This is a genomic window from Actinokineospora cianjurensis (genome assembly GCF_003663795.1).
Taxonomy (GTDB): domain Bacteria; phylum Actinomycetota; class Actinomycetes; order Mycobacteriales; family Pseudonocardiaceae; genus Actinokineospora; species Actinokineospora terrae.
Genome location: NZ_RCDD01000005.1, coordinates 263,289 through 283,335 on the forward strand (window position 1 = coordinate 263,289; position 20,047 = coordinate 283,335).

A 20,047-nucleotide genomic window follows, 5' to 3' on the forward strand; every position below is an offset into this window, starting at 1 on the left:
TTCCGGGTTCCACTGGCAACGAGACGTCCTTGTCGGGAGAACCGGACACTGGGTACCGTCCGGACACCGCGGGTGGCGCGGCATCGCCACCGGTGGACCCCACCCCGCTTCCCGCGCGCCCCCGTCGCTGACCCGGCGGGGTGTCGCGCACCCGTCCTTCTCCGAGGAGGAGAGCAAGTGAAGTCACCAAGAGCGGCCCTCACCGCCGTCGTGTCGGCGGTGCTGGCGCTGGGCGTCACCGCGGGGATCGCGAACTCCGCGCCCGCGCCCGCCCAGCAGGCCCCCGCGCTCGTGTCGGCAGCGCCGGAGATCCCGGTCGAGAACGTCATGGCGCACCTCAACCAGCTGCAGACCATCGCCACCAACAACGGCGGCAACCGCGCGCACGGCAGGCCCGGGTTCCGCGCGTCGGCCGACTACGTCAAGGGCAAGCTCGACGCCGCCGGGTACACCACGACCCTGCAACCGTTCACCCACAACGGCGCCACCGGCTGGAACGTCATCGCCGAGTGGCCCCACGGCGACGCCACCAAGGTCGTCATGGCGGGCGCGCACCTCGACAGCGTGACCGCCGGGCCCGGCATCAACGACAACGGATCGGGTACCGCGGCGGTGCTCGAGGTCGCGCTCGCCGTGTCGCGGGACAACCTGCGCCCGGAGAAGCGGCTGCGCTTCGGCTGGTGGGGTGCCGAGGAGTTGGGCCTGATCGGCTCGAAGTACTACGCGGACAACCTGCCTGCCGCCGAGCGCGCCAAGATCACCGCGTACCTCAACTTCGACATGGTCGGCCAGAAGGACGTCACCACCTGGGGCGTCTACAACCACAACGCCACCATCGCCAACCACTTCAAGGAGTACTTCCAGGCCAAGGGCATCGCCACCACGCCCATCAGCTGGAACGGCAGCTCCGACCACTCCTCGTTCGCCAAGTACAACATCACCGTCGGCGGCATCGGCTCCGGCACAGACCCGTGCTACCACGCCGCCTGCGACACGATCAGCAACGTCGGCTCGCGCACCATGGGCCACAGCACCAACGCGATCGCGCACACCGTGTGGAAGCTCGCGGGCGTGTCCGACACCCCGGCCAACGACTTCGCGGTGTCGCTGTCGCCGACCGCCGGTGAGGCCATGCCGGGCAACACCCTGACCGTCGCCGTGGCCACCAGGACGATCGCGGGCCAGGCCCAGTCGGTCTCGCTGTCGGCCAGCGGCCTGCCTGCCAACGCCACCGCGACCTTCAGCCCGCAGACGGTGACCTCCGGCCAATCGTCCACATTGACCATCGCCGTGGCGACCTCGTCCCCGGTCGGGTCGTACTCCGTGGTCGTGTCCGGAGCCGCCCCCGGCGGCACCCGCACCGCCACCTACACCCTCAACGTCCGCAACGACGCCCCCACCGGCTGCCGCTACACCAACGGCACCGACGTCGCCATCCCGGACAACACCACCGTCGAAAGCAAGATCACCCTCACCGGCTGCAACACCAGCCCCTCGGCCAACAGCAAGGTCGACGTCAACATCCAGCACACCTACCAGGGCGACCTCGTGGTCACCCTCCTAGCCCCCGACGGCACCCCCTACACCCTCCACAACCGCACCGGCGGCAGCGCGGACAACATCGTCAAGTCCTACGTCCTCGACCTGCGCACCGAATCCGCCCAAGGCACCTGGACCCTCCGCGTCCGCGACGCCGCGACCAACGACGTCGGCAAGATCGACAGCTGGACCCTGGACCTGCAGAACCCGGTCCGCTAGCCCAGCCTGTCCGCAGGGGTGACCACCCGGTCGCCCCTGCGGACAGTCACGGCAGGTCGGAGACCCGGATGTCGCGGCGGGACACTACCTTCAGCTTTCGCAGCACCCGTGAAGTGTGCTGCTCCACCGTCCGCGGCGACAAGAACAGGATCTCCGCGATCTGGTTGTTGGTGTGCCCAGCGGCAAGTAGCCGGGCCACCTCCCGCTCCCGAGGCGACAACGTGTTCCCGTACCCCCGCCGCCCCTGCCGGGACGGTGTGACGATCCCCAGTGTCCGCAGCAAGTGGCGGCACCGGGCCGCGTCATGGGTGGCGCCCAAGTCCTCGTAGCGCTCGGCGCAGCGGCTGAACGCCTCGCTGGCGGTGGGGTCGCCCTTGGCCAGGCGTTGGGCCTCGGCGCGTTCCCAGGCCGTGGCGGCCAGGTACGGGGCGGAGAGGTCGTCGTAGGCGCGGGCCGCGGCGGTGTGGTGGTCCTCGGCCGGGTTGCCGAGGTACTCGGCGATGGCGCCGCGGCAGGTGTGCAGGGCAGCGGCGGCGAGTGGAGCCACGACGCCGGTGATGCCCTGGGCCAGGGAGCGCATGGTGTCCTGGGCGTCGTGGACTCGGCCTGCGGCGAGGTATGCGTCCACAGCGGCCGGGGCGAACTCGCCCGCCCACGCCCAGACTTCCTTGCGCCGCAACAGGGCCATGCCCGCGTCGGCCTCGACCACGGCCAGCACCGTGTCGTCGTTGCGTAAGGCCAGCCGCACCAATCCCGCGCTACCGCCCAGCGCGACCGGCGTGATCGCGTTCTGCGGCGTGCGAACCCCCGTGTCGGCCAGGTATCCCGCCGCGGCCGCCCACTCGCCCCTGGCCAGGGCGAGCAGCCCCAGCACCAGGTTCAACTCCGTGGCGACCGCCATCAACTCGCGGTACTCGACCAGCAGCGACTCGGCCCGCGCGGCCAGCCCGTCCCAGGCGCCGGTGAACCAGTCCAGCCGGATCGCGGTGCTGCGGGCGGTGCTCAGCACGTACAGCGCCCCGCTCTCCTCCGCCGCGCGGGTGCCGAAGCGCAGGAAGTCGCGGGCGGTGTCGAAGCGGCCGATGGTGGTCAGCGAGTCGGCGAGGTTGCTGTGCGCCCGCGCGACCTGCCGCTGCTCGCCCAGGGTCTTGGCGAGGGTGGGCACCGTCGCGAGCCGGTCGTGCATGTCGTGGTCGCCGATCGCCACCAGGGAGCCGATGACGTTGGCCATCAGGAAGATCCGCAGCTCCGGGTCGTGGCACTCGTCGATGAACGCGTCCGCCTTGCGCATCCACGGTGCGACGAGGGACAGCGGGGTGTCGCCGGTGAACGGCTGGGCCAGCGCGCTCATGCACTTGGCCGCCAGTTCCGGCCGACCGGCCAGCTCGTCGGCGGCCAGTTCGAGCTGCGCGCGCCCCTCGGCGAGCGCGTCGCTCTGCCGTGACAGCAGCAGACCCAGCTGCATGCGGACCTCGCCGCGGGCCGACGACGACAGCCGCGGGTCCACCAGCAGGCGCTTGAGCAGCACCGCCGACCCCCGGGTGTAGAGGCCGAGCAGCGACGCCTCGCCCAGCTTCACGCCGAGCCGGTCGACGTCGGCACCGGTGAGGTTCGGTTCGGCCAGCAACCGTTGCAGCAGCGGCGTCGCGGTGGTCGCGTCGGACACGGCCAGCGCCTGGTCGGCCGCCGCCTCGCCGTAGGCGAGCCAGTCGACCCGCCGGTTGGCCAACCTGCTGTGCTCGGCGAGCTGCACCAGGGGCAGCGGGTCGAGCGCGGAGAGCAGCCGCACCGCGCGCTGGTGCAGTTCACGGCGTTCCATCGCGCTCACCGTGCTGTAGACCGCTTGGCGGGCGAGGGTGTGCCGGAACGCGCAGGTGCCGTCGCCGGGGTCGTGCAGGATCGAGCAGGCCAGGGCCTCGTCGACGGCGGCGCCGAGCCGTTCCCCCGAGAGCCGCGCGACCTCACCGAGCAGCTCCACCGCGGCCGGGATGGTGAACACGGCCGCGGCGCGCACGAGCCTGCCCGCCTCCGCGGACAGCGCGGCCAGCCGCTCGGCGACCGACTCGCGCAGCAGGACCGGGACCTCGCCCTGCTCGGACAGCCTGCGCGGGACCGTGCCGTCGCCGCTCTCGGCGATCATCTTGTCGCTCATGGCGCGCAGCACCTCCTCGACCACGAACGGCAGCCCGGCGGTGTGCTCGTGCAGTTCGGTGGCGAAAGCGGCGCTCACGGAGTCCGTGCGCAGTATCGCGGCGGCCAACATCCGGACCTGCGCCACCCCGAGGGGTTGCAGCTGGACGAGCTCCGCGGTGACGCCCGCGCCCGGTCGGTACGCGGTGCCCAGCGGCATGCCGCCCGCGACGTCCTCGCGCCGGTAGGTCACCACGACCGCCAGCTCCGGGGGCGGGTCGGCCATCAGGAACCGCAGCAGCTGCAGGGTCCCGTCGTCGGCCCAGTGCAGGTCCTCGATCACCAGCAGCACCGGTCCGAGCGCGGCGAGCACCTCGCGGATGGCGCGGAAGAGCAGGTGCCGGTCGAACTCCGGGTCCGCGCCGCCGGTGGCCGGGGCGGGCAGCACGTCGGCCAGTTCCGGCACCGCCGTGCGCAGCGCCGAGGTGACCGGGTTCAGTTCGCCGCACTGCGCCAACCGCCCCCTGGCGCGGCGCAGCGCCTCCAGCACCGCGCCGAGCACGAACGGCTCGCGCAGCTGCTGGCAGTAGCCGATCAGCACGGTGGGCGCGTCGCCACCGAGGGTGTCGAGGAGTTCGCGGACCAGTCTGCTCTTGCCGACCCCCGCCTCGCCCTCCACCTGCACGAGCGCGGGCTTGCGCCGCACCAGCAGTTGGAGCAGGCCCAGTTCGTGCTCGCGGCCGATCAGGGCGCAGTGCTGTTCGTGGCTCGGCATGTGGCTCTCCCTGCGGCCGCGGGGCGGGAGGCGCCGTTGCCCCCCGCCCCGCGGTTCGGTTCAGTGATCAGTCCACATCAGACGCCCGCGATGGACTGGATCCAGGAGCGGTAGCGGGTGATGTTGGTGTAGGTGGTGTAGTCCGAGCGGTTGCTGGTGGAGGCGACGCCGATCTGGCGGCCGTTGCCCCACATCGGGCCACCGGAGTCGCCACCGGCGGTGAGGCCGTTGTACCAGTAGGCGCCGATCCCGACGCCGCCGACGTAGTCGCGCCCGTTGACGGTGTCGACCCGGACGGTGGCCTGCTTGAGGTAGCGGGACTGGCAGTTGATCTCGGCCTGGTTGGTGCAGGTCGCGCCCCAACCCATGACCGTGACGTACTGGTTGACCGCGACGTCGGAGGTGGTGCCCAGCGGGGAGTACGGGCCTGCGACGGCGCGGTCGAGCCGGACGATGGCCAGGTCGGCCGCGGAGTGCGTGGTGGTCTGCACGCCGTTGGCGACCGTGCCGCCGGAGTTCTGGTCGAGGCTGCCGATCCGGAAGGACAGGGTGCCGCTGACGCAGTGCCGGGCGGTGAGAATGTAGCGGGATGCGATCAGGGTGGCCGTGCAGCTCTGCTGACCGTTGGAGAACAGCCGGGCAGCCCAGGTGGCGCTGCCGTTGTAGTAGCTGCCGCCGATGATCTGGACGGTGGCGCCCGGGTCGACCGGTGGTGCGGGCTTGGCCGAGGCCGCCGGAGCGACCGCGGCCACAGCGGCGGCAGTGGCGACAAGTGCGAGAACGGACTTGATGAGCTTCATGGGCCATCGCTTTCTCCGCGCCGGGACAGGGAGCGCGGATAGTCCAGTGACCCGGTGGGACTCCGGGTCACGCAGGGGGGACACGACGCAATGGTGCGGGCGATGGCGGAGCGTGATCAATCCGTACCCGGTACTTATAAATTGTAGAACCCGTACGTAGTTTGACAGTTTTGAACAACAACACCCTATTCACCGCCGGTACCCCTCAACCGAGTGCGCGCCGCGGTCGCGGGAATTCGGGTCGGCGGCCGGTGGCGCGATCGTTCAAGACGCCGCGGGCACCACGGACCTACGCTGGCCGGAGTGGACAGCGGGAGGTCGGGTGGACGAGTACGCCAGCGCGCGACTGGTGGCCGCGGTGCGCCGCGGCCTCGCCGAGGCGGGGATCGACACGACCGCGCCCCAGGCCGCGGGCGCCCTGCTCCCCCTCGACGCCAAACGGGGGTACCTCGCCGAGGTCGCCGCCGCGCACGGGTTGCTGCCGCTGGCGCGAGCGGGGAGCGTACTGCGCGAACTGGCCGCCGATCCAGCGGTCTCGGCGCTGTCGCTGGCCACCACGCCCGCCGAGTTGCTCGACCGGTGGCGCCGGTTGGAGCGCTTCACGCACTCGCGGCACCGGGTCGAGGTGCGGGGCGGCACCGGTGGTCAAATCACTGTAGAACACGTGGGGCCGGTGGGAATCCCGCCGGAACCCGCGGAGGACGCGGTCGTGCTCGGGGTGCTGGTGGCGTTGCTCGGGGTGATCGGCGTGCGCGGGCTGACCGTCGCGGTCGGACCGTCGGCGATCGTCGTGTTCACCGGTGGTGACTTCGTCGCGCCGCCGCCGGTGGCCGGGTCCGGGTGGTGGCGTTTCGAGTGGACGGGCACGACTCCGCGGTCGCCGGTCCCGGTGCCCGAACGGTCCGATGTGGTCACCCGGGTGCACGGCCTGCTGGCGTCCGACCTGGGCAGGCGGTGGTCGCTGGCCGAGGTCGCCGCGGCTGTCGGGACGTCCGGGCGGAGCCTGCAACGGGCGCTGCGGGCGGCGGGCGGGTTCCAGGACCTGCTCGGCGCGGCCAGGACCGAGGCGGCTGCCGCGCTCCTGCTCGCGGGCACCCACCCGCTCAGCACCATCGGGTTCGCCTGCGGTTACGCCGATCAACCGCATTTCACCCGCGAGTTCACCAGGCGGACCGCGATGTCCCCGGCCGCTTATCGGCACTCCTTCAGCTGATCACTCTCCGAGTTGGGCGAAAACAATGGAACTCACTGGAAGAACCGTTCTGGTCACCGGCGGCGCGCGGGGCGTCGGCCGGGAACTCACGAGGCAACTGGTCGACCTGGGGGCCACGGTCGTCGCGGTCGGTCGGGACCGGGCGCGGCTGGAGGCGTTGGCGGCCGAGCACGGCTCGCGCGTGCACCCGCACGTCGTCGACCTGGCGGACCCGGTGGCCACCGCGGCGTTCGCGGACCGGCTCGTCGCGCTGCACCCGGACCTGTCGGTGCTGATCAACAACGCGGGTGTCCAGGCGCACAGCGACTTCCTGGCCGACGACCCGGTGGCGACCCGAGCGGCGGCGCGGGCCGAGATCGCGGTCAACCTCGACGCGGTCGTCACCCTCTGCGCGGCGCTGCTCCCGCACCTGCGCGCCCAGGAGTCGGCGGCGGTCGTCAACGTCACCACGGGTCTCGCGCTCGCCCCGAAGGCATCGGCGCCGGTCTACTGCGCGACCAAGGCCGCGGTCCGCACCTTCACCAGGGCGCTGGACTACCAGTGCCGCCGGGGCGCGCCGCACGTGCGGGTGCTCGACGCGGTGTTCCCGCTGGTCGACACCGACATGACGCGGGGGAGGGGCAAGTTCCGCAAGATCAGCCCGGCGCGGGCGGCCACCGAGGTGCTCGACGGGGTGCGCCGCGACCGGGCCAGGGTGTACGTCGGGGCGACGGCGCTGCTGGCCGCGATCATGCGGGTCGCGCCGGGGCTCGGGTACCGGATGATGCGCGAGGGCTGAGTGGACTGCGGACTTTCGCCGATGAGTGGACCGCCCACCCACGGGCCGGGGCGAGCAGCATGGGGGTGACGGGTGGGCCGATGGGGTGAGGTGGTGTGGTGGACGGGCACACGGCGTGGCTGGCCGCGCTGAGCGGGACCCCCCGATGACCGCCGTCCGCGCCGCCGGGCGCGCCGACCTGCCCACCATCCTCGAACTGATCGTCGAGCACGCCGAGTACGAACGCGCCCCCGCCCCTGGCCCCGGCCTGGCCCAACGCCTCGACGCCCTGCTCTTCGGCCCCGCCGCCCGCCTGCACTGCCTACTCGCCGAACAGGCCGACGAGGTCATCGGCTACGCCACCTGCTCCCCCGAGATCTCAACCTGGGACGGCTGGGAGTACCTGCACATGGACTGCCTCTACCTGCGCCCCCAGGCCCGCGGCCACGGCATCGGCCAACTCCTCATGGACGCCGTCCTGCACCGCGCCCGCACCCTGGGCATGGTCCAGGTCCAATGGCAAACCCCCACCTGGAACGAAGGCGCCATCCGCTTCTACCGCCGCTTGGGCGCCACCGCCGCCGACAAGATCCGCTTCACCCAGGCGCTGTAAGAGCGCTGGTCGACATGTGCGTCCCGCCCGCCCCGGCCGGTACTGCCACTGCCGTCGGAGCGGGCGGGTCAGCGGTCGCGGTAGGCCCGGACCGGTCCTACCGCGCTACTTCAGGTGCCGTGCGAAGAACCGGTTCCCGTCGTCACCCTCGAACGCGGGAACCCCAGTGTGGCCGCCCAGGTTGGCGTGCAACGTCTTCTCGGTGGAGCCGAGGGCGTCGAACAGGTCCAGGGCCATCTGCCGGTCGTTGCCCTCGTCGTCCCACTGGAGCAGGACCAGCAGCGGGATGGTGACCTGTCGGGCCTCGTCGAAGATGGCTCGCGGCACGAAGCTCCCGGCGAACAGCAGTGCGGCCGAGACGCGCGGTTCGACCACCGCGAGCCGGACGCCGATGGAGATCACCCCGCCCGCGTACCCGACCGGGCCGTCGATCTCGGGCAGGGGCAGGAGGGCGTCCAGCGCGGCCTGCCACTCCGGGACCGCGGCGTCGACCAGGGGGAGGACGAGCCGGTCGACGATGTCGTCGGTGACCGGTTCGCCTGCCGCCAGGGCGCCGCGCAGGTCGGCGCGGGCCTGGTCGGCGGTGGCGGAGCGGGGCCGGTCACCGCTGCCGGGGAGTTCGATGGTGGCCGAGGCGAAGCCCGCCGCGGCGGCCTGGCGGGCCCTGCCGGAGAGCCGCGGGTACATCGCGGGCAGTCCGCCTGGGTGGCCGAGCAGGAGCAGCGGGGCCGGGGTGGACGCGAGGGTCCACAGGATCCCGGGGATGTCGCCGAGGGTGAACGAGCGTTCGAGGACGCCGTCGTCGTGGCGTTGTTCGGCGGTGAAGCGCATGGTCGTGCCTTTCGGGAGTGTCAACGGCGCTCCCGGACGACCTACCGCCCGACCATGACCCCAGAGGAGAGCACCCATGTCGATACGTTCACGGGTACCACCTCCTCAGGTCTCTCGCACGGCCGCGCGGAAAGTACCAGCACCCGCTGCCCGCCCGCCACCGGTTTTCACGCCTGCTGTTGGAACCGGTCCAGCTCCCGCCGCTCGCGCTTCGTCGGCCGACCCGTGCCCCGGTCCCGGCGCGCGACCGGGACCAGTGCCTCCGGCGGCGGCTTGGGCGTGCGGTCGATCAGGCAGGTCGCCGCGACCGCCGCGCTCACCCGCTTGCGGATCGTCACGGTGACCTCGACGACCCGGGTGGTCGCCGCGATCCGGATCCGGACCTCGTCGCCCGGCACCACGATGGTCGACGCCTTCGCGGGCCTGCCGTTGATCCGCACGTGTCCGCCCCGGCACGCGTCCGCGGCGTCCGGGCGGGTCTTCATCAACCGGACCGCCCACAACCAGCAGTCCACTCGGACCGACTCCACCCCGCCATCATGCCCGGCCACCCCGCCCCCGCGACAGCGGGTCAGTCCCGGAGGCTGATCGCGGTCATCGGGTTGGTCCGCAGCGCCACGCGGGTGGGGATGGCCGTGGTCACCAGGGCCAGGAGGACGGCGGCGCCGACGACGGCCAGGTAGACGGTCACCGGCCCGGCTGGGATCGGGTCGCCTGCCAGGCCGATCCCCAGCAGGACGAGCGGGACCGCCGGGATGAGCGTGCCGATGACCGCCGCGATGCCGCTGGTCAGCCCCGCCTCCAGCCATATCATCTGCCGGACCTGGCGCCGGGTGGTGCCGACCATGCGCAGGACGGCGAACTCGCGGGCCCGCTGAGCCGTGGTCATGACCAGGGTGTTCCCGACCGCGATGACGATGTAGCCGAGGATGACGGCGAACGCGACGAGGTTGACCCAGAACGCCTGGGGCGGGTCGGCGGTCGTGACCGTGTCGCCCACGGTGACGGTGGGGCTGAGGGCGCGCAAGGCAGCGGAGACCGCCCCCGCGTCCGCCGAGGGCGCCAACCGCACCAGCACCGAGCTGTCCACGGCGTCCGTCGTGTGGGCGCGGGCGAGCTCGGCGGGCAGGACGAAGTCGCCGAACGCCAGGTGGTGCGTGTACGTGGCGACCAGGCGCGGCGTCGCCTGCTGACCGTCGCCGAAGTAGAGCGGGACGGGGTCGCCGATGCGCTTGTCCATCCAGTCGGCCTGGTTCTCGCTCAGGGCGACAGTGTCCCCGGTCAACGCGGCGAGGTCACCGGTGACCGTCCCCAGGTCCAACGCCCCGCGCACCTGGTCGCCGTCGACACCGAGCGCCGCACCCTGCTCCAGTTCCACCTTCTCGCCCATCGTGGTCGTGGTGAACACCCGCGTGCGCACCACCGACGTCGCCGCCGCCACACCGGGGACCCTCCTCGCCTCGTCGGCCACCCGCGGCGACAGGCCCTGACCCGCGATGGCGTAGTCGGCGATGGTGGCCGCCTCGGTCTGCTGCCGCACCGCGTCGGTGTGGGTCGTCTGGCTGAAGAACTGCGCGACCGCGAAGCCGACCGCCAGCATGATCGGGGTGATGGCCGCCGCGAGCCTGCGGGTGTTGGCCAGGCTGTTGGCCGCCGCCAGGTAGCCGCCGACCCGCGACAGCCTGCCCAGCGGGGCCGCGACCAGCCGGATCGCCGCGCCGACCACCAGCGGGCCGAGCAGGCCGACCCCGATCACGATCACCAGCGCCGACAACGCGCTGATCCCGGCCACGACCGGGCTGTCCAGGAACAGCGGGATGGTCGCCGCCCCCACCCCCGCCGCGGTCACCAGCACCCCCGCCACCGTGCGCGCCCGACCGAGGCCCTGAGGCTCGATCGCGGCCTCACCGAGTGCCTCGACAGGGGAGATCCGGGACGGCTTGCGCCCCGCCACATACGCCGCGAGCCTCGCCGCACCGACCCCTAGCGCTACCGCCGCGACGACCGGTATCGGTCCTAGAGCCAGTTCGAAGTCCGCAGGCACGATCCCGATCACGGCAAACGCGTCCCGCAACCAGCCCGCGACCAGCAGACCGCCGATCCCGCCCAGCACCGCCGCCACCCCGGCCACCACCAGCGTCTCGCCGCCGATCAGCGCGCGGACCTGCCTCGGGGTCGCCGCGACGGCCCGCAGCAACGCGAACTCCCGCCGCCGCTGCGTCACCGACAACGCCAACGTGCTGCTCACCACGAACACCATGACCAGCAGCGCGACCCCGCCGAACGACCCCGCGATGGCGGTCAGCAACGCCCGCGCCTGCCCGACGTCGCTGAACTCCACGGCGCCGCGCTCGGCCCCCGTCGTCACCTCGAAGCCGGCACCCAGCGCCTGCTCGACCCGCTCGGCCACGCCATCGCCGAGCCCGCCATCGCCCAGCACCCCGACGGCGTGGACCCGTCCCGGCCTGCCGAACAGCGCGGTGGCCTGCTCCTCGCTGAAGTACACGGCCGCCTGCCTGGTCACCCCGGGCGCCGACGCCACCCCGACCACCCGGTACTCCCGACTGCTCGCGGGCGTCTCGACCCGCACCAGCGCGCCGACGGCCACACCCCGGGCCAACCCGGCGTCCAGCACGACCTCGTCCGGCCCATCCGGCACCTCGCCCGCGGTGAGGGTGAACGGCGCCAACACCGCCGCCGCCCAGTTGTGCCCCCGCGACGGCACCGGCCCGCGATCGGTGATCACGCTCGCCGGGAAGTCCACTTCGGCTACTGCGGCGCGCACCCCCTCGATCGCGGCGATCCGACCAACCACCCCCGCGTCGATGGTCGGCTGCTCCGCCACAGGCAGCCCACCGAGAACATCAACCCCCTCCGGCCGCACGGTCTGCTCACCACCGACCACCACATCCGCACCCGCATACCGCTGCGGCGGCACCCCCGCCCGCAACCCCGACTCGATCAACACCCCGCACGCGGCCACCACCGCCGTTCCACACAGGACGGCCAAGAACGCCCCGACGAACCCGCTCAACCGGGTCCGCATCGTCTGCCAGGCCAGTCCCACCATCGTCGCCACGCCCCTCACCCCAGATGTTTCTGATCAGGGCAAAGTCTGGTCGGCAGGCGGGCGGCGCACGATCCTGTGCGCGGGTGGAGTGGTGGTAGTGCAGGCACTACCACCACTACTCCACTTCGACTAGGTGCAGACGCCGGCCCTGAACGTGCCCTCTACAACGGTGGCCCCCACCCGGTCCTCACGATCGTTGGCCCACGCCCGCCCGCCACAGCCACTTGTCCCAACGTGCCCCTCCTAGACGTTGGCCGACAGCCGCTCCTCGGATCCGCTGGTGCCAAGCCGGCTCGATGGGGCGGACTTGTTTTGTGTGGGGGGACAGCAGCCGTAGCGTCGTTCACGCGGCAGGGCCTGCTTTTCGGCCCCTGCTTTGCGGTTCTGCCACGGGTGTTGTAGGGGCCCCGCGCAAAACAAGTTCGCCCCATCGAGCTCTTCGCTTTCTCGCGCCCCACCGCAATGCCGCAGGCGAGCCGTCTCCCACCCGCAATGCCGAAGGCGAGCCGTGGCTAGTCCCACCCAGTCCCGTGGACGGCGTGCGGTTCGATGGCGGCCAGTTCGGCCTCGGTCAACGGTGCGGCCTGGGCGGCCAAGACATTCTGCTCCAGTTGGCCCACCGAACTCGCACCGATGATCACAGAGGCGACCCGGCTGTCGCGGAGGACCCAGGACAAGGCCAGCTGGGCAAGGGTCTGCCCGCGCTCGGCGGCGATGTCGCGGAGGGCGCGGGCGCGTTCCAAGTAGACCGGTGTGATGTTGTCCGCGCTGAGGAAGATGCTGTTGGCCGCGCGGGCGTCCGCAGGAACGGTGCCGTCGAGGTAGCGGTCGGTGAGCAGGCCCTGGGCCAAGGGGGAGAAGGCGACGCAGCCGGTGCCGGAGTCGGTGAGGGTGTCGAGGAGGCCGTCCTCGGCTCCGCGCTCGAACATCGAGTACTCCTGCTGGTGCACCAGCAGCGGCACGCCGTGCTCGGCGAGGGCGGCCGCGGCGGCGCGGGTCTGCTCCGGGTCGTAGTTCGAGATGCCCGCGTACAACGCCTTGCCCTGCTTGACGGCGCTCGCCAGCGCTCCCATGGTCTCGCTGATCGGCGTGTCGGGATCCGGGCGGTGCGAGTAGAAGACGTCGACGTGGTCGGTGTTCAGCCTGCGCAGGCTACGGTCCAAAGAGGACAAAAGATACTTGCGCGACCCGAGGTTCCCGTACGGCCCCGGCCATGCCTCGTAGCCCGCCTTCGTGGAGATGACCAGCTCGTCGCGGTAGGGGCGCAGGCTGGTGTCCAGCACGCGCCCGAACGTGGTCTCCGCGGAGCCGAACTCGGGGCGACCGTAGTTGTTGGCCAGGTCGAAGTGCGTGACGCCGAGGTCGAACGCGCGGTGCAGGATCGCGCGCTGGGTGTCGAAGGAACCGCCGACACCGAAGTTGTGCCACAGGCCGAGCGAGACGGCGGGCAGCAGCAGTCCACTGTGGCCGCACCGCCGGTATGCCATCGAGTCGTACCTGTCGTTCGCGGCACGGAACACCACGTGGATCTCCTCCCGCCCGCGCCGCGGTGACGCGGACAACCCCCGGCCCCACGCCGACCACCGGACGGCGGGGCCAGGACCAGGCGCGCGGAGCATAACGACGCCCCGGCTCGACCGCCCCCGATTTTCCGACCACTGACGGTAACGACTCCGGCACCGGAGTCGATCAGGCACACATGCCCCGCGACTCGCGCAGACGCCTGCGTGCGGCGGCCGCCACCGTGGCCGCGGTGGTGGCCGTCCGACTCAAACTCGAAGGCAGGGTCGACGGCAACCCGGACCAGGCAGCGAGGACTCTGGCCGATGGCTTCACCAAGCTTCCCGGCAGTAAGAGGCTGGTCCGCGAGCTGGCCGCCCTCTACTACGGCGACCGCACCCGCACCCTCACCACCTTGCTCACCAACCACCTAGTCCTCCCCGTCCCAGTCGACGACATAGCCACCTACCTGTCCGACACCGCCTACCCCGCCGACACCTCGCACGACCCCTGGTACGCCCGCCGCTGGAACACCAGGCAGGCCCGCCGCTGGCTCACTTACCTCGCCGAACACCTCCACCGCGAGCAGAAGCGGTCGGTGTCCGCCGCCCAGTTGGCGCACCGGTCGGACGCGGCGGCCTTCGTCGCCCCCGTCCTGGGATTCCTCGCAGGCGGCGCGCTCGTGCTGGCCCTACCGGGGACCTTCGACTGGGGACGCACGTTCCGGACCTCCGGACTGCTGGCGGACCTGGTCCCGTACCTGCCGCTCCAGGCCGTGTTCCTGCTGGTGGTGGGTGCCGTGTCGGGGTGGCTGGCACTCGGCCGCGCGGCTCCGGAGCAGGCAGCGGCCACGCCGGGGCGCCAACGGGTCCGGCCGATCGGTTTCTGGCGCGGCATGGGGCTCGCCTGCACCGTGGGCGCGATCTTCGTGCTGACGTCGGTGGTGACCGCCGTGCTCGCGCCCGTGACCGACTTCGGCACCACCGTCGGCCTGTTCGGGTTGTTCGGCGTGGTCGCCGCGATGGCGTTCACCGTCGGGCTCGACGCGGATGTGGCCGCGCTTCCTCGTCGTCCGAACGGGTTTGGCGCTGATCAGACGGCTGCCGTGGCGATCGGTGCGGTTCCTCGCCGACGCCCGTGAGCGCGGACTGCTCAGGGGGACAGGCGGCCACTACCAGTTCGGGCACGTGCGCCTCCAGGAACGCCTGATCGCCACCGCGATCGACCGCCCGGAAGGCCGTGCACGGAAAACGACTCGGTTCGCTTTCGCGGGCGTGGGCACGATTCTGCTGATCGCGGCGGGAGGTGTCGTTGTCGCGGCCGAACCCGACGACTGCTCGCCGACCCGGTGGCCCACGGTCGACGCCCGGATGGCCCGTCCGTCCCTTGAGGACAAGAGCGGCTGCTTCGCCGTCCTCGCCGCCGACGAGTGGGAGCTCCTCAAGCCGGTCGACCCGGTGCTGCTCGACCGGCTCAGATCTCCGGGAACCGGGAAGGTCGCGAGCCGCGAGATCGAGTTCTTCGTCGTCGGTCAGGTGGACCACTGGGAACCGTGGTTGCTCGGCGAGGCCCTGCGCGGCATCGACGCGGCCCGAAAAGACCAATTCCAGCCGCGACTGGTCTACGCGAACACCGAGGCCAACGACAACTTCGACGCGCTGCGGCTGACCTCCCTCTATCTTGAGTCCATGGCGTCGTTCCCGCCGAGGCGCTATGCCGCACTGCACCTCGACCTCGACCGGTCGCGGTTCGACCTGGCCAGGCCCGTGGTTGGGCACGGCCAAGAACGGCCCACGCGCGGACCTTCGCGGAGTGGCCGACCCGTTCCCGCTGCTGCGCGACATCGCGCGCTGCGGCCCGGCCCGGGTGCTCGTCGACCCTGCGGTAGCAAGGGAACCGGCCCGGCTGAAGGCCGAGCTGCCGAACCTGACCTTCTTCTACCTGGAGGACAGATCGGCATCGATCGCGGCCGAGTGCGACGCGGCGCTCGACACGGCGGTGAGCGTGCAGGCGTGCACGGCGACCCTGGCCGTGGTGGAGGAGTTCAGGGTCTCGCTGGTGCAGGTCCGCTAACGGCGCCTGCGTAAGCGTTTGCGCACCAGCGGTTCGCGCAGGACGACCCTTCAAGTGCTGGGTTTGGTGATGCCTTCCAGCAGTTCGTCCAAACCGGACTTGATGCGTTCGGCGCTCATCCCGCGCAGGCGCTGGTAGGTGATCGTGCTGGCCGCCAGCGGGGCCAGCAGGGCGTCGGCGAGGTAGTGCGCGTCGCAGCCGGGGCGGGCCTGGTTGAGCAGGGTGACCAGGTGCGTGTGGTGCACGGCGTAGGCGCCGCCGGTGAAGCGGGCGTGGGTGGAGTTCATCTCGGCCACCACCAGCAGGTCCGGCTGGGCCTCCACCCGGTCGTGCAGCGCGTGCAGGAACGCCTTGATCCGCTCGACCGGCTCGGCGCCGGGGCCGAGCGGGGGAGGGCCGCTCAGGAACGCCGTCTGCAACTCGCGTTCCCGCTCGTCGAGCAGCGCGTACGCCAGACCCGCGCGGTCGCCGAAGCGGCGGTACACCGTGCCGATGCCGACCCCGGCGCGCTGGGCGACCTCCTCCATCGACAGGCCGTCCACGCCCGCCGTGGCCACGATGTGCGCCGCGGCGTCCAGGATCTTCCTGCGGTTGCGCGCCGCGTCGGCCCGCTCGGTCGGGGGCAAGCCGACCACAGGCAGCCCGACCAGGCCGTTCACCGGCAGCTCAACAGGCTCGCTCGCCACCTCGGATCCCTCCTGCACTCGCCGACGACAGCGTTAGACACCGCAGGTTACGCGGCCGGGGCCGGACCCGTGCACCGTCGGGTCGAGATTAACGGAACTTCCTCCACTTACTGTTGCGGATCGACCGCGCCGCGTATAGCCTCGGATTAAGAGGAGGCGGTTCCGCTTACCGGATCCCAGCCCAGTCCCGCGCAGGCAGCACCGCGCGGCCCCCGATCGCCAAGGAGTCACCACCGTGCCCAACATCGGAATCGTCGGCAGTGGCATAGCAGGACTGCACCTCGGTCTTTACCTGCGCAAGCACGACATCCCGGTCACCATCTACAGCGACAAGACCGCCGCGCAGCTCGCCGAGGGGCGGCTGCTCAACACCGTCGCCCACCACCGCACCACCCTCGACCGCGAGGCCGAGCTCGGTGTCGACCACTGGGACCTGCAGGAGTACGGCTACTTCTGCAACCACCACTACATCGGCGGCCCCGCCCCGATGTACTTCCGCGGCGACTTCCCGACCCCGTCGCGCGCCCTGGACTACCGCGTCTACCTGCCGCGCCTCGCCGAGGACTTCGAGGAGCGCGGCGGCACCCTCGCGGTGCGCCCGGTGACGCCGAACAACATCGTCGAGCTCTCCGAGCAGCACGACGTCATGGTGATCTCCACCGGCCGGGCCGGGCTCGGCGCGATGTTCGGCCGCCGCGCGGACAAGTCGCCCTACGACTCCCCGCAGCGCAACCTCGCCGTCGGGCTCTACCACGGGGTCACCTACAACGACCCCAAGGGCCTGTCGCTGAGCGTGTCCCCGGGGCACGGGGAGCTGCTGGAGATCCCGATGTACTCGCACGAGGGCCACGTCACCGGCCTGCTGTTCGAGGCCATCCCGGGCGCCAGCGACCTCAACGAGCTGCGCGACACCCGCTACGACGAGGACCCGTCGGCGTTCGAGAAACTGGTGCTCGCCAAGCTGCAGCAGCACTTCCCCGGCGTGTTCGAGCGCGTCGACCCGAACCTGTTCGGCGTCACCCGGCCGCAGGACGTGCTGCAGGGCGGCGTGACGCCGGTCGTGCGGGAGGACTACACCCGGCTGCCCAACGGGAAGTACGCCATCGCCCTCGGCGACGCGCACATGACCGTCGACCCGATGATCGGCCAGGGCGCCAACACGGCATCGTTCTCGGCGTTCACCGTCGGCGCCGCGATCGTCGAGGACCTGGGCTTCGACGAGCGGCTCTGCCTGCGCATCGCCAATCGCCGCGCCGGTCACCTGATGTCGGCCGCCGACTGGGCGAACTTCATGGTCCGCCGCGAGCCCGCGCCGCACCTGCTGGAGCTGTTCGCGCGGATGAACGAAGACGACCGCGTCTGCCGCGACGTGGTGGACAACTTCAACTTCCCCGAGCGGCAGTGGGACATCATGTCCACCCCCGAGCGCACCCGCGCCTACCTGGCCTCCTTCGCGGCCTAGGCGTCGGCGATGACAGCGCGAACGCCGCAGCGCGACCAGGACCGGGCCCGCTTCGACTCGACCACGTTCCGCCGGGCCATGGGTCGGTTCACCACCGGGATCACCGTGATCACCACCGAGTGGGAGGGCGAGGTGCACGGCATGACCGCCAACGGTTTCCTGTCCGTCTCGCTCGACCCACCGCTCGTGCTGGTGTCGCTGGACCGCAAGACCAGGATGCGGCCACTGCTCGCCCAGTCCGGCCGCTACGGCGTCAGCATCCTGGCCGACCACCAGGAAGTCCACTCCCGACACTTCGCGGGCCGCCCCGTCGCCGCCCTGGAACCCGAGTTCGAGACGGTCGCCGGGGTCCCGCTGCTGGTCGGCTCCCTGGCCCGCATCGCCTGCCGCGTCGTCGACGTGCACGAGGCGGGCGACCACATCCTGCACATCGGCGAGGTGGAACACCTGGACTACCAGGACGGCGACCCCCTGGTCTTCTACACGGGCGGCTACCGGGTGTTGCACACGACGATCACCGAGGACTTCTTCAGCTACTGAACGTCGACGACGTCGTCAGTCGCTGAGCAATCCCCGCGCTCCCACCGGTCCCCGCCGGAGACATTCCCGCTCGAGAAAGGACCCTTGGTGAACACCTCGTCCGTGGCAGGCACACCGGCACTCCGGGAGGCCGCGTTCGACCTCGACAGCCGGTTGCGCGGTGACGTGCTGTTGCCCGACACCCCTGGGTACGCCGAGGCGATCGCCGCGCACAACCAGACCGCGCCGCACCGGGTCGCGGTCGCCGTCGTGGCCGCTGACGCGGGCGACGTGCGGGACGCGGTGGCGTTCGCCGCGGCGCACGCGCTGCCGGTTGCCGTGCAGGCCACCGGGCACGGCCCGTCCACCACCGCGGACGACGGGCTGCTGATCGTCACCCGCGGTCTCGACGGCGTCACCATCGACGCCGCCGCTCGGACCGCGCGGGTCGAGGCGGGGGCGCGGTGGGGCAAGGTCGTCGCCGCGGCGGCCAAGGAGGGCTTGGCGCCGCCGAACGGGTCGTCCCCGCTCGTCGGCGCCATCGGCTACGCCATCGGCGGTGGCGTCGGCCCGTTGGGCAGGGCCAACGGGTACGCCGCGGACCACGTGCGCTCGTTCGACGTGGTCACCGCCGATGGCGTGGCGCTCACCGCGTCCGCGACGTCCGAACCGGACCTGTTCTGGGCGCTGCGCGGCGGCAAGGGCAACTTCGGCGTGATCACGGCCATGGAGATCGGCCTGTTCCCGGTCACCCGCCTCTACGGCGGCGGCCTGTTCTTCGAGGGCGACAACGCCGCCGAGATCCTGCGGACCTACCGCGACTGGACCACGACCACCCCGGAGGAGCTGGCGTCGTCCATCGCCTTCATCCGCTTCCCGGACCTGGACGTGTTCCCGGAACCGTTGCGCGGCAAGTACATCGCGCACATCCGGGTGTTCTACTTCGGCTCGGCCGAGGACGGCGAGCGGCTGGTCACCCCACTGCGCGCCATCGGCACCCGCCTGATCGACACCCTGGCGGACCTGCCCTACACCGAGATCGGCACCATCAACAACGACCCCACCGAACCCGGCCCGTACTACGAGCGCTCGACCCTGCTGCGCTCCCTCGACGACGCCGCGCTCGACACGCTGATCGACCTGATCGGCCCGGACGCCAACAGCCCCCTGCTGGCCGTGGAAGTCCGCCAACTCGGCGGCGCCTTCACCCGCGAACCAGCCACCCCCAACGCCATCAGCTTCCGCGACGCCGCCTTCAGCCTCTTCCTCGCCAGCGTCCCCACCCCGGACAAGGTAACGGAAGCGGTCGACTACCAGACCACCGTCCTGTCCACAATGTCCCCTTGGACCACCGGCGGCCCCTACCTCTGCTTCATCGGCAGCCACGAGACCGACGAGGCCACGGTCCGCGCCGCCTACGAACCAGCGGTGTACCAACGCCTCCGCGAGGTCAAGCGCCAGTACGACCCCACAAACCTCTTCCGGGTCAACCACAACATCCCTCCCGCCTAGAGGGGATGTTCACATGAAGGCCCGTGGGCCCGGCGGGGAGCGACCCCCACCCGGCCCACGGGCCTTTCCGCACCCACACCAGCAGCCCGCCAACGTCCTACTGCCGGCAACCTCACCCCTCCCGCCGCTCTGGCACCCCCACTCACCCTCACCGTCTTTGCCTTCACCACACGTCCGCCGCTGCCACAGCCCACCCGGGCCTTACCGTGCTCGGTAGCCCTCACCGCCCCCCGGTTGCCCTATCGCTAGCCGCTTACCCCCACCGCGCCCTGGCATCCCCACCGCGTCTCGGCACCTCTACCGCCCGCCGCTACCCCCACCGCAACCGGCTTCGCGCGCGCACGCCAG

At 71.5% G+C, this 20,047-nt stretch carries 16 protein-coding genes; 9 read left to right on the top strand and 7 right to left on the bottom strand.

The window, feature by feature from the left end; genetic code table 11:
* Positions 1-177: 177 nt before the first annotated feature.
* Positions 178-1,758, top strand: a complete 1,581-nt coding sequence (locus CLV68_RS26515) for a M20/M25/M40 family metallo-hydrolase (protein ID WP_246010123.1) — start codon at positions 178-180, stop codon at positions 1,756-1,758.
* Positions 1,759-1,804: 46 nt separating this feature from the next.
* Here CLV68_RS26515 and CLV68_RS26520 read toward each other — a convergent pair whose 3' ends face one another.
* Both CLV68_RS26520 and CLV68_RS26525 read right to left on the bottom strand, forming a co-directional pair.
* Positions 1,805-4,663, bottom strand: coding sequence for a helix-turn-helix transcriptional regulator (locus CLV68_RS26520; protein ID WP_121393615.1), 2,859 nt, complete (start codon positions 4,661-4,663; stop codon positions 1,805-1,807).
* A 77-nt stretch (positions 4,664-4,740) separates the two neighbouring features.
* On the bottom strand, positions 4,741-5,463 hold the full coding sequence (locus CLV68_RS26525; protein ID WP_121393616.1) for a S1 family peptidase: 723 nt from the start codon (positions 5,461-5,463) through the stop codon (positions 4,741-4,743).
* Positions 5,464-5,785: 322 nt separating this feature from the next.
* Between CLV68_RS26525 and CLV68_RS26530 the strand changes: the two genes are divergently transcribed.
* From CLV68_RS26530 to CLV68_RS26540, 3 genes are all read left to right on the top strand, one after another.
* Positions 5,786-6,676, top strand: coding sequence for a helix-turn-helix transcriptional regulator (locus CLV68_RS26530; RefSeq protein ID WP_121393617.1), 891 nt, complete (start codon positions 5,786-5,788; stop codon positions 6,674-6,676).
* A gap of 25 nt (positions 6,677-6,701) precedes the next feature.
* Entirely contained in the window at positions 6,702-7,454 is a 753-nt protein-coding gene (locus tag CLV68_RS26535; protein WP_121393618.1) for an SDR family oxidoreductase, read from the top strand.
* Positions 7,455-7,599: 145 nt separating this feature from the next.
* Positions 7,600-8,046, top strand: coding sequence for a GNAT family N-acetyltransferase (locus tag CLV68_RS26540; protein WP_121393747.1), 447 nt, complete (start codon positions 7,600-7,602; stop codon positions 8,044-8,046).
* Between the two features lie 105 nt (positions 8,047-8,151).
* Here CLV68_RS26540 and CLV68_RS26545 read toward each other — a convergent pair whose 3' ends face one another.
* The 4 genes from CLV68_RS26545 to CLV68_RS26560 form a co-directional block, all read right to left on the bottom strand.
* On the bottom strand, positions 8,152-8,877 hold the full coding sequence (locus CLV68_RS26545) for a dienelactone hydrolase family protein (RefSeq protein WP_121393619.1): 726 nt from the start codon (positions 8,875-8,877) through the stop codon (positions 8,152-8,154).
* 167 nt (positions 8,878-9,044) lie between these two features.
* A complete protein-coding gene (locus tag CLV68_RS26550; protein WP_211346773.1) occupies positions 9,045-9,407 on the bottom strand; it encodes an RNA-binding S4 domain-containing protein in 363 nt (120 codons plus the stop codon).
* A 41-nt stretch (positions 9,408-9,448) separates the two neighbouring features.
* Positions 9,449-11,947 (bottom strand): FtsX-like permease family protein, encoded by a 2,499-nt coding sequence (locus CLV68_RS26555; RefSeq protein ID WP_121393748.1) that lies wholly within the window; start codon positions 11,945-11,947, stop codon positions 9,449-9,451.
* 512 nt (positions 11,948-12,459) lie between these two features.
* On the bottom strand, positions 12,460-13,434 hold the full coding sequence (locus CLV68_RS26560) for an aldo/keto reductase (RefSeq protein ID WP_425454882.1): 975 nt from the start codon (positions 13,432-13,434) through the stop codon (positions 12,460-12,462).
* 212 nt (positions 13,435-13,646) lie between these two features.
* Between CLV68_RS26560 and CLV68_RS26565 the strand changes: the two genes are divergently transcribed.
* Both CLV68_RS26565 and CLV68_RS26570 read left to right on the top strand, forming a co-directional pair.
* Positions 13,647-14,588 carry a hypothetical protein gene (locus CLV68_RS26565; protein ID WP_121393622.1) on the top strand — a complete coding sequence of 314 codons (942 nt, stop codon included), beginning with the start codon at positions 13,647-13,649 and terminating at the stop codon, positions 14,586-14,588.
* A 671-nt stretch (positions 14,589-15,259) separates the two neighbouring features.
* Complete coding sequence (locus CLV68_RS26570; RefSeq protein WP_147460177.1) at positions 15,260-15,520, top strand: hypothetical protein; 261 nt, start codon at positions 15,260-15,262, stop codon at positions 15,518-15,520.
* A gap of 50 nt (positions 15,521-15,570) precedes the next feature.
* Here CLV68_RS26570 and CLV68_RS26575 read toward each other — a convergent pair whose 3' ends face one another.
* Positions 15,571-16,206 carry a TetR/AcrR family transcriptional regulator gene (locus tag CLV68_RS26575; protein ID WP_121393749.1) on the bottom strand — a complete coding sequence of 212 codons (636 nt, stop codon included), beginning with the start codon at positions 16,204-16,206 and terminating at the stop codon, positions 15,571-15,573.
* Positions 16,207-16,441: 235 nt separating this feature from the next.
* Here CLV68_RS26575 and CLV68_RS26580 point away from each other — a divergent pair, with 235 nt between their 5' ends.
* The 3 genes from CLV68_RS26580 to CLV68_RS26590 all read left to right on the top strand — a co-directional run bounded on the left by CLV68_RS26580 (position 16,442) and on the right by CLV68_RS26590 (position 19,699).
* The gene (locus tag CLV68_RS26580) at positions 16,442-17,668 is read left to right on the top strand and encodes a styrene monooxygenase/indole monooxygenase family protein (RefSeq protein WP_121393624.1); all 1,227 of its coding nucleotides are present in this window, start codon (positions 16,442-16,444) and stop codon (positions 17,666-17,668) included.
* A gap of 9 nt (positions 17,669-17,677) precedes the next feature.
* Positions 17,678-18,208 carry a flavin reductase family protein gene (locus CLV68_RS26585; RefSeq protein ID WP_211346774.1) on the top strand — a complete coding sequence of 177 codons (531 nt, stop codon included), beginning with the start codon at positions 17,678-17,680 and terminating at the stop codon, positions 18,206-18,208.
* An 87-nt stretch (positions 18,209-18,295) separates the two neighbouring features.
* The gene (locus tag CLV68_RS26590; RefSeq protein WP_211346775.1) at positions 18,296-19,699 is read left to right on the top strand and encodes an FAD-binding oxidoreductase; all 1,404 of its coding nucleotides are present in this window, start codon (positions 18,296-18,298) and stop codon (positions 19,697-19,699) included.
* The last annotated feature ends 348 nt before the right edge of the window (positions 19,700-20,047 follow it).